Source organism: Niveispirillum fermenti, assembly GCF_052474395.1.
Genome location: NZ_CP156678.1, coordinates 81,780 through 94,182 on the forward strand (window position 1 = coordinate 81,780; position 12,403 = coordinate 94,182).

At 68.6% G+C, this 12,403-nt stretch carries 13 protein-coding genes; 7 read left to right on the forward strand and 6 right to left on the reverse strand.

Translation table 11 applies throughout. The features are described from left to right. Nucleotides 1-81: 81 nt before the first annotated feature. Nucleotides 82-936, reverse strand: a complete 855-nt coding sequence (gene cysE, locus ABC728_RS00390; protein WP_416620194.1) for a serine O-acetyltransferase — start codon at nt 934-936, stop codon at nt 82-84. Nucleotides 937-1,116: 180 nt separating this feature from the next. Between cysE and ABC728_RS00395 the strand changes: the two genes are divergently transcribed. Beyond that, nucleotides 1,117-1,527, forward strand: coding sequence for an acyl-CoA thioesterase (locus ABC728_RS00395; RefSeq protein WP_416620193.1), 411 nt, complete (start codon nt 1,117-1,119; stop codon nt 1,525-1,527). 2 nt (nt 1,528-1,529) lie between these two features. Next, the gene (locus tag ABC728_RS00400; RefSeq protein WP_416620192.1) at nt 1,530-2,423 is read left to right on the forward strand and encodes a pirin family protein; all 894 of its coding nucleotides are present in this window, start codon (nt 1,530-1,532) and stop codon (nt 2,421-2,423) included. 29 nt (nt 2,424-2,452) lie between these two features. On the opposite strand, the gene ABC728_RS00405 is transcribed toward ABC728_RS00400, so the two are convergent. The 5 genes from ABC728_RS00405 to araD all read right to left on the reverse strand — a co-directional run bounded on the left by ABC728_RS00405 (nt 2,453) and on the right by araD (nt 7,650). After that, nucleotides 2,453-3,208, reverse strand: coding sequence for an SDR family NAD(P)-dependent oxidoreductase (locus ABC728_RS00405; RefSeq protein ID WP_416620191.1), 756 nt, complete (start codon nt 3,206-3,208; stop codon nt 2,453-2,455). Next, nucleotides 3,205-4,083, reverse strand: coding sequence for an SMP-30/gluconolactonase/LRE family protein (locus ABC728_RS00410; RefSeq protein ID WP_416620190.1), 879 nt, complete (start codon nt 4,081-4,083; stop codon nt 3,205-3,207). The genes ABC728_RS00405 and ABC728_RS00410 overlap by 4 nt, the downstream gene beginning before the upstream one ends. Then, entirely contained in the window at nt 4,083-4,964 is an 882-nt protein-coding gene (locus ABC728_RS00415; RefSeq protein ID WP_416620189.1) for an aldose 1-epimerase, read from the reverse strand. Before ABC728_RS00415 ends, ABC728_RS00410 begins: the two co-directional genes overlap by 1 nt. A gap of 130 nt (nt 4,965-5,094) precedes the next feature. After that, nucleotides 5,095-5,898 (reverse strand): HpcH/HpaI aldolase family protein, encoded by an 804-nt coding sequence (locus ABC728_RS00420; RefSeq protein WP_416620188.1) that lies wholly within the window; start codon nt 5,896-5,898, stop codon nt 5,095-5,097. Between the two features lie 9 nt (nt 5,899-5,907). Continuing rightward, nucleotides 5,908-7,650: an L-arabinonate dehydratase gene (araD, locus tag ABC728_RS00425; protein ID WP_416620187.1), complete on the reverse strand. Its 1,743-nt coding sequence runs from the start codon at nt 7,648-7,650 to the stop codon at nt 5,908-5,910. A gap of 185 nt (nt 7,651-7,835) precedes the next feature. Here araD and ABC728_RS00430 point away from each other — a divergent pair, with 185 nt between their 5' ends. The 5 genes from ABC728_RS00430 to ABC728_RS00450 all read left to right on the forward strand — a co-directional run bounded on the left by ABC728_RS00430 (nt 7,836) and on the right by ABC728_RS00450 (nt 12,400). Next, nucleotides 7,836-8,123 (forward strand): UxaA family hydrolase, encoded by a 288-nt coding sequence (locus ABC728_RS00430; RefSeq protein WP_416620186.1) that lies wholly within the window; start codon nt 7,836-7,838, stop codon nt 8,121-8,123. 13 nt (nt 8,124-8,136) lie between these two features. Further along, nucleotides 8,137-9,312, forward strand: a complete 1,176-nt coding sequence (locus ABC728_RS00435) for a UxaA family hydrolase (protein WP_416620185.1) — start codon at nt 8,137-8,139, stop codon at nt 9,310-9,312. A 2-nt stretch (nt 9,313-9,314) separates the two neighbouring features. Next, on the forward strand, nt 9,315-10,313 hold the full coding sequence (locus ABC728_RS00440; RefSeq protein ID WP_445376331.1) for an Ldh family oxidoreductase: 999 nt from the start codon (nt 9,315-9,317) through the stop codon (nt 10,311-10,313). Between the two features lie 135 nt (nt 10,314-10,448). Continuing rightward, nucleotides 10,449-11,375, forward strand: coding sequence for a hydroxyacid dehydrogenase (locus ABC728_RS00445; RefSeq protein ID WP_416620183.1), 927 nt, complete (start codon nt 10,449-10,451; stop codon nt 11,373-11,375). After that, nucleotides 11,372-12,400 carry a YeiH family protein gene (locus ABC728_RS00450; protein ID WP_416620182.1) on the forward strand — a complete coding sequence of 343 codons (1,029 nt, stop codon included), beginning with the start codon at nt 11,372-11,374 and terminating at the stop codon, nt 12,398-12,400. Before ABC728_RS00445 ends, ABC728_RS00450 begins: the two co-directional genes overlap by 4 nt. Nucleotides 12,401-12,403: the final 3 nt, after the last annotated feature.

Sequence of the window (12,403 nt, forward strand, 5' to 3'; positions counted from 1 at the left end):
CCCACGCATGTGGGCGCCGACGCTTGAGGTGCCGGAAACCTTGACCATCGGTCAAGGTTTCCGGCCGCTGTCAGGGTGGTATCAGATATCGGCGCCGGCATCCTTGTAGTCGGCGAACACATGGTCCATGACGCGGGCGGGGTTGGCACAGCCAGCCTCGCCGATCACCTTGGCCGGGACCCCGGCCACGGTGACGCCGGGCGGCACGCTGCGCAGCACGACCGATCCCGCCCCCACACGCGCGCAGTCACCGACATGGATATTGCCCAGCACCTTGGCGTTGGCGCCCAGCAGCACGCCCGACCCGATCTTGGGATGGCGGTCGCCCAGATCCTTGCCGTTGCCGCCCAGATTGACGCCGTGCAGCATGGAGACATTGTCGCCGACCACGGCCGTTTCCCCCACCACCACGCCCGTGGCATGGTCGATCATGACGCCGCGGCCGAAACGGGCGGCGGGGTGGATATCCACCCCGAACACCACCGACGACCGGCTTTGCAGGTAAAGCGCCAGGTCGCGGCGGCCCATATGCCAAAGCCGGTGGGCCATGCGGTGGGTTTCCAGCGCCTGATATCCCTTGAAATACAGCACCGGCTCGATATGGCGGTAGCAAGCGGGGTCACGGTCCAGCACGGCGGCGATGTCGGCCCGGAAGGCCTGGCCCAGTTCCGGCTCGGCATTCAGCGCGTCGGAAAAGGCCTGGACCAGCAATTCGCCCTGCACGTCGGGATGGGCCAGCCGGGCGGCCACCCGGTGGATCACGGCGGCTTCCAGCGAGGGCTGGTTCAGGATGGCGCCATAGAACAGGGCGGCCAGCAACGGTTCATCCGCCACGGCCTGCGCGGCTTCCGTGCGCAGGCCGGCCCAGATCGGGTCCAGGTTGGCCAGCGCCTGGGACTGGGGGGCCTGCGAATAGGAGGAAGGACGCGCTGACATGGGTCGGCCTCGTTGCTTCGGAAAGGACTATTTGACCATGCGCCGCCCCCTGTGCAAGTGACAACGCCCGCAGCCGGACACATGGGTGCCCCGCCAAACCGTGCGGCTTGACCGTCGACAGGGCCGCCGGGTCCGTGCATCATGCTGTTTTCCAAACAGAAAAACCAACAGCAGGGCGGGATGACGGGAGAACAGAAGGTCACGGACGGATGTCCCACGGAACCGGCGGTGCGCACCATCGCCATGCCGGCCGACACCAATCCGTCCGGTGATATTTTCGGCGGCTGGCTGATGGCGCAGATGGATCTTGCCGCCGGGAATGCCGCCGCCCGCCGGGCCCGCGGCCGATGCGCCACCGTGGCGGTGGACGGGATGGTGTTCCACCGGCCCGTCTTCGTCGGCGACGAGGTCAGCCTTTATGCCAGCATCGACAGCATCGGCCGCACCTCCATGAAGATCCATGTGGAGGCCTGGCGCCGGTCACGCAAGGATGAGCATCGTTTCAAGGTGACGGAGGCCCTGTTCACCTTCGTGGCCATCGATGACCATGGCCGCCCCCGCGCCATACCCCCCGAGGAGCAGGAGGAATGAGGATGAGTGTGTCGCCCGACAGCCCCATCGAACTGGTGGTCGTGCCCAAGAGCCATGATGTCGGCGGGTTCGAGGTGCGCCGCGCCCTGCCCACGGCGAAGCGCCGCATGGTCGGGCCCTTCATCTTCTGGGACCAGATGGGCCCCGGCTTCCTGCCGGCCGGCACGGGGCTGGATGTCCGCCCGCACCCGCATATCGGCCTGTCCACCGTCACCTATCTGACGGAGGGCGAGATCATGCATCGCGACAGCCTGGGCAGCGTGCAGGCCATCCGCCCCGGTGCCGTCAACTGGATGACGGCGGGGCGCGGCATCGCGCATTCCGAACGGACCGAGGCCGGACTTCGGGCCCATGGCAACCATCTGGCCGGCTTCCAGAGCTGGGTGGCACTGCCGCAGCGGTTCGAGGAGATCGACCCCGGCTTCGTGCATTATCCCAGCGACGGGCTGCCCATCATCAGTGACCATGGCGTCTGGATGCGCCTGATCGCAGGCGAACTGTTCGGGGAGACCTCCCCCGTCCGCACCCTGTCGGAAACCATCTATCTGGAAATCCTGCTGGATGCGGGCGCGCGGCTGGAAATTCCGGCCAGCCACCCCGAACGGGCGCTGTACCTGGCCGATGGCCGTGTGGACATCGCGGGCGACATCCACATGGCAGAGGGTGGGGCCGGCCAGTTGCTGGTGCTGCGCGAAGGCGACGCCCTGACCGTGAGGGCCGAATGCCGCACCCGCCTGCTGCTGCTGGGCGGGGAGCCGATGGACGGGTCGCGCTATATCTGGTGGAACTTCGTCTCCAGTTCCAAGGAACGGATCGAGGACGCCAAAGCCGATTGGCGCAACGGTCGTTTCGCAGCCGTACCGGGGGAGACGGAGTTCATTCCGCTTCCGGAATAAACCCTGCCACCCCATGATGGCCGATGTTATCAGTTCTGGGTCAGCCCGGCATCGACGATGAAGTTGGCGCCGGTGCAGCCCGCACTTTCATCGGAGGCCACGAACAGGGCCATGCGGGCCACATGCCCGGCCGTCAGGCGGAATTTGAGCGCCTGGAGATCGATGAATTGCTGGTTCAGTTCCGGTGTCAGCCACAGGGCCGCCTGCCGGTCGGTCAGGATGGCCCCCGGCACGATGCAGTTCACCCGGACCCCGCCCGGCCCGTATTCGCGGGCCAGCGTGCGGGTCAGGCCGTTGATGGCCGCCTTGGCGGTGGTATAGCTGACCATGCCGGGCCGGCCGCGCATCCAGGAGATGCTGCCCAGCATGATGATGGCCCCGGCCCCGCGCGCCATCATGGCGGGGGCTACGGCCTGGCTGGCGAAGAACTGGTGGTCCAGGTTCAGCGCCAGCATGCGCCGCCAGCTCTCCGGCTCCACCCCGTCCACCGTCTGGCGATCGTCCTTGCCGGCATTGTTGACCAGCACGTCGATGCCACCCGCCGCCGCTTCGGTATCGGCGATGGCCGCGCGCAGGGCGGCGATGTCGGTCACGTCGCAGGGCACGAAACGGGCACCGGTACGCGCCGCCATGGCCGTGCCCGCCGCCGCGTCGATATCGATGAAGCTGACGCGGGCCTGCTGGGCGGCGAACGCCTCCACCATGGCGGCCCCGATGCCGGAGGCCCCGCCGGTGATCAGGACGGACCGGCCTTCCAGGCTGGGATAACGGGCAACGGCGCTCATGGCAGGCTCTCCGGATTGCAGGGCGGGCTGGGCAGGCCGGCGACATCGACCGGCATGGCAAACAGGGCACCGTCCAACGGACCGTCCAGCCCCGCCCCGACACTGGTGACATAAAGGGTCCTGCGGTCGGGCCCGCCGAAACAGGGCATGGTCGGGCACCGCGCGGGCAGCCTGTATTCGGCCATCAGCCGGCCGTCGGGATCGTATCGCTGCACCCTTCCGCCGGCAAACAGCGCCGTCCAGTAACAGCCATCCTCGTCCACGGCCGCCCCGTCGGGCCGGCCGCGGTCGCTGGCCGACGGGTCCAGTTGCGCGAACAGACGCTTGCCCGCCACCGCACCGCTATCCGGGTCGTAATCATAGGCATGCACGGCGAAGCGTGGCGTGTCGGCATGGTACAGGGTGCGGCCATCGGGGGAGAAGGCCAGCCCGTTGGAGGTGAGCAGCCCGCCGAACAGAAGGCGCAGCCCCGTCTTCTCCAACCGGTATAGCGCGCCGCGGGAACCGGATTTCGGCTCGTCGATGCTGCCGATCACCAGATGCCCGGACGGATCGACCCGTCCGTCGTTGAAACGGGTATCGGCCGGGTCGGTGGGGTTTACCGCCAGCAGGCCGGTGGAAGTAGCGTCGGGTCCCAGCCGGAAAATCCCGGTGCGCAGGCCTGCGACATGGCCGCCGCCGGCCAGCGGCACGGCGCAGCCGACATGTTCGGGCAGACCCAGGCTGCGCACCGTCCCGTCGTCCGGACGATAAAGGTGCAGGCACCGGCCCAGGATATCGACGAAGGACAGGATGCCGGCCGCATCGTCCCAGACCGGGCTTTCACCCAGGGCGCAGCGCAGGGGCAGGACGGGGGTGAATGCATCATGATGCATCAGATCGGCTCCGCAAGGATGCTGATGGTGCCGGACAGGGCGGCACCGGGGGCCAGGATGGCCATGGGCGGCAGTTCCGGCTGATTGATGGCGTTGGCGCCATGGGTGACCGGTTCCAGCCCGAAGAAATCGCGGGCCGTCGGGGTAAAGACGCGCAGCGTGCCGAACAGCCTGTCGGCCCGCAGGCTGACCAGCAGGCCGGGCGCCAGACCCGTGACATGGGCGATGCCGGCCCAGCCGGGAAAATCCCCGTCCAGCACGCTGTCATCCAGCAGCCGACCGTGGCGGAAATCCGGATCGGGCGGCATGCTGACGCTGGCCGGCAGCCCATCGGGTCCCGGCCGCCAGTGCGACAGGGCTGAAAAGCGCAGCATGGCGCCCGGCACGCGCCGGAAATTCGGGTGCAGCCCCATGCCGGCCGGGGCCATGCCGGCACTGTCATTGACCAGCCGCATGCCCACATCCAGCCCCGCCGGCGTCAGGCGGTATTCCAGCCCGGCCGTGAAGGCGAAGGGCCAGTCGCCCTCCGCCGCGGGGATATGGGCCAGCGTCAGCGACAGATGCGCCGGCCCGCTTTCCACCAGTGTCCAGGCGCGCTGCCAGCCCGATCCGTGCAGGGCGTGCGGCCCCAGATCCGGGAAATTGGGCCGTATCCGGTGCCAGCGGCCGGCGAACAGGAAACGGCCATCGGCAATGCGGTTGGCGAAGGGCAGCATGGGATAGCCACCCGTCAGCCGCACCTGCCCCCCCGCCAGCGCCGCCGGCGTGGCGGGCCGCAGGATGTCGCCGCCGGCATGCGTGAAGGACAGGATCGATGCGCCCAGGCCCGGCGCGATCACGGCGCGCAGGGCACCGGCGGCCAGGGAAATGGGATCGGACATGGCGGTCGCCTCCTGGCGGGAACGGCTGGCGGATGCCAGATCAGACGACAACGTAACGCTGAAGCGGTTCCCGGCTGACCGAAAACCGCTCCGGCAGCACGGCCACAGCGCCGCTCATATACCGCGCTCCTCAATAAGGGCCGGCCGCCACCGGCGCTTCCGCCGCCTGTCCGCGCAGTGCGGCCTGCCATTCCACGGCGCGGCCCGTCATCATGGCGATGTCCGACGCCACGGCCGCGAAACTGTAACCGTAATCGATGAACCGGCCCACCATCTCCGGGTTGGGGCCGACGATGCCGATGGGCTTGCCGGCGGCACGGGTCAGGGCGGCGGCCCGCGCGATCATGGCCTGAACGTCGGGATGGCCCACCTGTCCGATCAGGCCCATGGCGGCCGACAGGTCGCCCGGCCCCAGGAACAGCGCATCCACGCCGGGCACACAAGCCATCTCCCCGGCACGCTCGACCGCCTGCGGCGTTTCCATCTGTACGATGACGGCCACCTCCGCATTGGCGCGGGTCAGATAGTCGGGCACCCGCCCATAGCGGGAACCGCGATGCACGGCCGCCACCCCCCGCACCCCGTCGGGCGGGTAGCGGGTATAGGATACCGCGGCCTGCGCCTCCTCCACCGTTTCCACGAACGGGAACATCAGTGTGCGGGCGCCGGCATCCATGACGCGCTTGACCAGCACCTGGTCGTTCCAGGCCAGCCGCACGATGGCGCTGGCCGGCGTGCATTCGATGGCGCGCAGGATATTGGCCAGGTCCGGCATCTCGATGGGCACATGCTCCATATCGACGACCAGGAAATCGAAGCCGCAATGGCCAAGCGCTTCCGCGGTGCTGGGGGCGCCCGACATCAGCCAGGTGCCGGTCAGCAGGCGGGACGTATCGGCCAGCCGCGGCTTCAGCGGGTTCAGGGGGACAGGCATATCGGTTCCTCAATAGATCGGCGGTTCCGGCACTGTCGCCGTGCCGGCCAGGAAGTCGAAGTCACAGCCCTGCGGCGCCTGGGTGACATGGGCGCGGTAAAGGGCGGCATAGGACCGTTCATAGGGGCTGGCCGGCGGGGTCCAGGCGGTCCGGCGCGCTTGCAGTTCCGCCTCGTCGACCAGCATGTCCAGCCGGCCGGCGGCCGCGTCCAGCCGGATCAGATCGCCCGTGCGCACCAGGGCCAGCGGACCACCGACCGCCGCCTCCGGCGCTGCATGCACGATGCAGGCACCGTAATGCGTGCCCGACATGCGGGCATCGGAAATGCGGACCATGTCGCGCACGCCCCGGGCCAGGAGCTTCTTGGGAATGGGCAGGTTGCCCCATTCCGGCATGCCGGGCGCCCCCACGGGCCCACCATTGCGCAGGATGATGACGCTGTCGGCATCGACATCCAGGTCCGGATCGTCGATGGCGGCCAGCATGTCGGCATTGCTGTCGAACACCAGGGCCCGGCCCGTATGCGACAGCAGCCGCGGATCGGCGGCGCTGGATTTCATCACGGCCCCGTCGGGGCACAGATTGCCGCGCAGCAGGGCCAGCGTCGCGCCGCGGGCCAGCGGCACGACGGGGTTGGACGGGTCGCGGATGATCTCGTCATCGTGACAGACGGAATCGGCAATATTCTCCCCCAGGGTGCGGCCCGTCACGGTCAGGCAATCCGGCCGCAGATGGTCCCGCAGCTTGGCCAGCAGCGCGCACAGGCCGCCCGCGAAGAAGAAATCCTCCATCAGCGCGTTGCCCGACGGGAACAGGTTGGCACAGACCGGAATGCGGCGGGCGGCGGCGGCCAGATCATCCAGCGACAGGTCCACCCCGGCCCGCCCCGCCATGGCGACCAGATGGATGGCGGCATTCGTCGATCCGCCCAGCGCCATATAGGCGACCACCCCGTTCAGGAAGGCGTCGCGCGTCAGGATCTTCGCCGGCGTCAGGTCCTCGTCCACCATGGCCACGATGCGTTCGCCGCACAGGCTGGCCATGCGGCGATGGCCGCTGTCGATGGCGGGAATGGACGAGGCGCCGGGCAATGTCAGGCCCATGGCGTCGACGATGCCCGTCATGGTCGACGCCGTGCCCATGGTATTGCAGGTGCCGATGGACCGCGTCATCCGCGATTCCAGGTCCAGCCAGTCGGCGGGGCCGATCGTGCCGGCCCGCAATTCATCCCAGTATTTCTTGGTATGGGTGCCGGCCCCGGTCTTGGTGCCCCGCCACTGGCCGTTTGCCATGGGACCCGCTGGGCAATAGATCGCAGGCAGCCCGGCGCTGATCGCCCCCATCAGCAGGCCCGGCGTGGACTTGTCGCAGCCCCCCAGCAGCACGGCCCCGTCGATGGGATGGGACCGCAGCAGTTCTTCCGTCTCCATCGCCAGGAAATTGCGGTAGAGCATGGTGGTGGGCTTCACCATCACCTCGCCCACGCTGAGCGCCGGCAGTTCCACGGGATAGCCGCCGGCCCGCAGCACACCGCGTTTCACCGCCTCGGCCACGTCGCGCAGATGGATGTGACAGGGACTCATCTCACTCCAGGTGTTCACGATGGCGATCACCGGGCGGTCCATGAACTCTTCCCGCCGTAATCCCATCTGCTGGGTGCGCTGGCGGTGCGCAAAGCCGCGCATGTCGCCCGAGGCGAACCAGCGGGCGCTGCGCAGGGGGCGTTTCCGGTCGGATGGCGGGTTGGACATGTCACCTGCTCTTATATAAGACCGCTGACATGAATGGCCCTTTCAAACGTAAAGTCAATGCAAAAATCGGCAGAATACCGCCATTCCTGAAAATCATCAAAAAGCCCGCTTGCCAAGCGTTCGGCAATCTGCACATATGTGTCTTATATAAGACTTCAGACTTGCCTAGAACGAGGGAGGCTCCTGTGGACGCACCACATCTTTTGGTCCATGACCGGCGCGACAATGTCGGCGTCGTCGTCGTGGAGGGGTTGGAGGCCGGCACCGACATGCTGTGCGTCGTGACGGAGGATAACAGCGAGTTCCGGATGACCGTCAGCCAGCCCGTCCAGATCGGCCACAAGGTCGCGCTGCGCGACTTCGCGGCGGGCGACACGGTCATCAAGTACGGGGAGGATATCGGCAAGGTCGTGCAGCCGATCGGGAAGGGCGCCCACGTCCACACCCACAATCTCAAGACGAAGCGCTGGTAAGGGGACGGGGATCATGGGCTATTCCGATCGTAAAATCTGGGGCTATCGCCGCGAGAACGGGCGCGTCGGCGTGCGCAATCACGTTGCCATCCTGCCGCTGGACGACATCTCGAACGCCGCCTGCGAGGCCGTTGCCGCCCACATCCAGGGCACCATCGCGCTGCCGCATTCCTATGGCCGCCTGCAGTTCGGCGCCGACCTGGACCTGCATTTCCGCACCATCATCGGCACGGGCGCCAACCCCAACGTGGCCGCCTGCATCGTGATCGGCATCGAGGAGGGCTGGACCCAGAAGGTGGTCGAGGGCATCGCCGCCACGGGCAAGCCGGTCGCGGGTTTCTGGATCGAGGGCAATGGCGATATCGCCACCGTCGCCGCCGCATCGAGGAAGGCCAAGGAATTTTCCCAATGGGCGTCGGAACTGGTGCGCACCGAATGCCCCCTCACCGATGTCTGGGTGGCCGCCAAGTGCGGGGAGAGTGACACGACGACGGGCCTGGCCTCCTGCCCCACCGTCGGCAACATGTATGACAAGCTGGTGGAGCTGGGGCTTTATGGCTGCTTCGGCGAGACGTCCGAACTGACGGGGGCCGAGCATCTGGCCGCCGCCCGCGCCGCCGATGCCGACGTGGCGGCCAAATTCATGAAGACCTGGCAATCCTACCAGGACGACGTGATCGAGGCGCACAAGACCTCCGACCTGTCCGACAGCCAGCCGACCAAGGGCAACATCGCCGGCGGCCTGACGACGATCGAGGAAAAGGCGCTGGGCAACCTGGAGAAGATCGGCAAGAAGACGTCGTTCATCGACGTGCTGGAACCGGCGGAAGCGCCGGCCCGCGGCCCCGGTCTTTATTTCATGGACACATCGTCGGCTGCTGCGGAATGCTGCACGCTTCAGGCGGCCGCCGGCTATGTCGTGCATTGCTTCCCCACGGGGCAGGGCAACGTCATCGGCAACCCGATCATGCCCGTCATCAAGATCACCGGTAACCCGCGTACCGTGCGCCTGATGAGCGAGCATGTGGATGTCGACGTGTCCGGCATCGTCCGCCGCGACATGACCATCGACCAGGCCGGCGACGCCCTGATCGACATGATCGCCCGCACGGCCAACGGCCGCCTGACGGCGGCAGAGGCACTGGGCCACAGGGAGTTCGTCATGACCAAGCTGTACCGGTCCGCATGAGCATGGTTGCCATCACACTGGCAGAGGCCGTGGCACTGGCGGAGGGGGCGCTGATCGCCAGCGGCGTCTCCCCCGCCAATGCGGCCGCCACCGCCGCCGCCCTGGTGGCGGCGGAGGTGGATGGGCAGGCGGGCCATGGGCTGTCCCGCGTCCCGTCCTATGCGCTGCACGCGCGGGTGGGCAAGGTGGCGGGCCATGCGGTGCCCGCCGCCGCACCGGCCGGTGATGCCGGGCTCCGCATCGATGCGGCCAACGGCTTTGCCTACCCCGCCATCGACCTGGCCATCGAACGGCTGGTGCCCCTGGCGGCCAGGACCGGCGTGGCCGCCGCCGCCATCCACCGTTCCCACCATTTCGGCCAGGCCGGCCGGCATGTGGAACGGCTGGCCGATGCGGGTCTGGTGGCGCTGGCCTTCGCCAACACACCCGCCGCCATGGCCCTGCCGGGCGGGCGGCGGTCGCTGATGGGAACCAACCCCGTCGCCTTCGCCGCCCCCCTGCCCGGCCGCGCCCCGCTGGTCATCGACATGGCCCTGTCGGTGGCGGCGCGTGGCAAGATCATGGCCGCGTCGAAGGCCGGCAAGCCCATTCCCGAAGGCTGGGCGCTGGATGCGCAGGGTGATCCCACCACCGACGCCAAGGCGGCGCTGGGCGGATCGCTGCTGCCCATCGGCGGTGCCAAGGGCGCGGCCCTGGCCCTGATGGTGGAGGTGATCTGTGCTGCCCTGGTCGGCGGCAATTTCGGCTGGAACGCCAGCGGCTTCTTTGATGGGGAGGGCGGACCGCCCGACCTGGGGCAGTTGCTGGTCGTGCTGGATCCCGGCCGCTTCGGTGGCGGGGACTATGCCGGACGGATGGCGCACATGCTGGCCGTCGTGGATGGCGAGGCACCCGCCCGCCTGCCGGGGGACCGCAGGCTGGCGCTGCGGCGGAAGGCGGCGGCCGAAGGGCTGAACATCCCCGAAGCGCTGCATGCGGAAATACTGGGGCTGACGGGCTGATACCCGCTTTGCGTTGAGTGGAACTCAACGCAAAGCGGGTACGGCGGCGCGCCCCACAGGGCCTTGCCCGCGCATGTGGAAAAGGCCCTGCGGGGGCGATGTTCACGGACATCCACACTTCAAACGGGAACCATCATGCCCGAGATCGTCATCACCGAGTTCATGGACGAGGCCGCCATCGCCGCCGTGCTGGGCGGCCGTGACGTGCTTTACGATCCCCGGCTGGTGGACCAGCCGGAAAGGCTGGCCGCCGCCATCGCCGATGCACGCGCCCTGATCGTGCGCAACAGGACCCAGGTGCGCCAGGATCTGCTGGACAAGGCGCCGGGGCTGAAGGTCGTGGGCCGGCTGGGCGTGGGGCTGGACAATATCGACACGGCCGCCTGCGCCGCGCGCAATGTGAAGGTCCGGCCCGCCACGGGCGCCAACGACCTGGCCGTGGCCGAATATGTCGTCACGGCCGCGCTGATGCTGCTGCGCCGGTCCTGGTTCGCGTCGGCCTGCGTGGCCGACGGGTCCTGGCCGCGCATGGACCTGATCGGGCGCGAGGCGGCGGGCAAGCGCCTGGGTCTGGTGGGCTATGGCGCCATCGCCCGGCTGACGGCACAGAAGGCGCGCGCGCTGGGCTTTTCGGTCGCGGCCTACGACCCGCACCTGCCCGAACGCCATCCGGCCTGGGTGCAGGTGGAACGCCAGTCGCTGGAAGCGCTGCTGGAAACGGCCGACGTGGTCAGCCTGCATGTGCCGCTGACACCGGCCACCACGGGCATGATCGACGGTCCCGCCATCGCGCGCATGAAGAAGGACGCCATCCTGATCAATGCGGCGCGCGGCGGGGTGGTGGACGAGCCGGCCCTTTGCGCTGCGCTGCGGGCCGGCGGGCTGGGCGGGGCCGCGCTGGACGTCTTCGCCACCGAGCCGGTGACGGCGGCCTCGGGCGCATTGTTCCGCGACGTGCCGAACCTGATCCTGACCCCGCATATCGCCGGCGTGACGGATGAAAGCAATGCGCGGGTCAGCGAGGTGACGGCCCGCGCCGTACTGGAAGAACTGGAGGCATGATGGCCCCGGCCGCCGCCTGCGTGAAGGACCGGCTGGACAGGGCGCGCACGGCAATGCCCGGCCTGGTGGCCACCATGGTGGTGGCGCTGGCGGCGACCTATCTGTCCGACCATTACAATGCCCCTTCCATGGTCTTCGCCCTGCTGCTGGGCATGGCGCTGAACAGCCTGCCGGGGGAACCGCGCTACGCGCCCGGCATCGCGCTGTCGGCCCGCACGCTGCTGCGGTTGTCGGTGGCGTTGCTGGGCCTGCGCATCACCTTCGCGCAGATCGGTGAACTGGGCTGGTCCACCGCCGCCATGGTCGCCTGCGCCGTGCCGCTGACCATCGGCTTCGGCTGGCTGGTGGCGCGGGTCACGGGCATCGGGACGCGGTTCGGCGTGCTGTCGGGCGGGGCCGTGGGCATTTGCGGCGCCTCCGCCGCCATGGCCATCGCCGCCGCCTGGCCGCGCAAGGATGCCGAGCGCGACACCGTCGTCGTGATCGCCTGCGTCACCACCCTGTCCACCCTGGCCATGCTGGCCTATCCGGCCATCGGCGGCTGGCTGGGGCTGGACGCGCAGGCGGCGGGCCGCTTCTTCGGCGGGTCCATCCATGACGTGGCGCAGGTGGTGGGCGCCGGCTACAGCCAGTCCCCGCAGGCCGGCGACACGGCGACGGTGGTGAAGCTGATGCGGGTTGCCATGCTGCTGCCCGTCGTCGTGGCCATCACCGTGCTGGCCACCCGGCGGCGGGCCACGGCGGGTACGGGCGACGGGGAAGCCAGGGTGACACCCCTTCCCGGCTTCCTGATCGCCTTCGTCCTGCTGGCCGGCGTCAACGGCATGGGCTGGGTGCCGGGCCCCGTGGCGACCGGCCTGTCGGAACTGTCGCGCTGGCTGCTGCTGATCTCGGTCGCAGCCCTGGGCATGAAGACATCGGCGCGCGACATCATGGCGGTGGGCCGCGCCGCCATCACCCTGGTCGTGGCGGAAACCCTGTTCATCGCCCTGTTCGTCCTGGCCTGGATCGAGATGGGCGGATAACGC

What these genes read in the sequence shown, in the direction of transcription:
- cysE (WP_416620194.1), bottom strand. Translation starts at nt 936, where the DNA reads ATGTCAGCGCGTCCTTCCTCCTATTCGCAGGCCCCCCAGTCCCAGGCG.
- ABC728_RS00395 (WP_416620193.1), top strand. Translation starts at nt 1,117, where the DNA reads ATGACGGGAGAACAGAAGGTCACGGACGGATGTCCCACGGAACCGGCG.
- ABC728_RS00400 (WP_416620192.1), top strand. Translation starts at nt 1,530, where the DNA reads ATGAGTGTGTCGCCCGACAGCCCCATCGAACTGGTGGTCGTGCCCAAG.
- ABC728_RS00405 (WP_416620191.1), bottom strand. Translation starts at nt 3,208, where the DNA reads ATGAGCGCCGTTGCCCGTTATCCCAGCCTGGAAGGCCGGTCCGTCCTG.
- ABC728_RS00410 (WP_416620190.1), bottom strand. Translation starts at nt 4,083, where the DNA reads ATGCATCATGATGCATTCACCCCCGTCCTGCCCCTGCGCTGCGCCCTG.
- ABC728_RS00415 (WP_416620189.1), bottom strand. Translation starts at nt 4,964, where the DNA reads ATGTCCGATCCCATTTCCCTGGCCGCCGGTGCCCTGCGCGCCGTGATC.
- ABC728_RS00420 (WP_416620188.1), bottom strand. Translation starts at nt 5,898, where the DNA reads ATGCCTGTCCCCCTGAACCCGCTGAAGCCGCGGCTGGCCGATACGTCC.
- araD (WP_416620187.1), bottom strand. Translation starts at nt 7,650, where the DNA reads ATGTCCAACCCGCCATCCGACCGGAAACGCCCCCTGCGCAGCGCCCGC.
- ABC728_RS00435 (WP_416620185.1), top strand. Translation starts at nt 8,137, where the DNA reads ATGGGCTATTCCGATCGTAAAATCTGGGGCTATCGCCGCGAGAACGGG.
- ABC728_RS00440 (WP_445376331.1), top strand. Translation starts at nt 9,315, where the DNA reads ATGGTTGCCATCACACTGGCAGAGGCCGTGGCACTGGCGGAGGGGGCG.
- ABC728_RS00445 (WP_416620183.1), top strand. Translation starts at nt 10,449, where the DNA reads ATGCCCGAGATCGTCATCACCGAGTTCATGGACGAGGCCGCCATCGCC.
- ABC728_RS00450 (WP_416620182.1), top strand. Translation starts at nt 11,372, where the DNA reads ATGATGGCCCCGGCCGCCGCCTGCGTGAAGGACCGGCTGGACAGGGCG.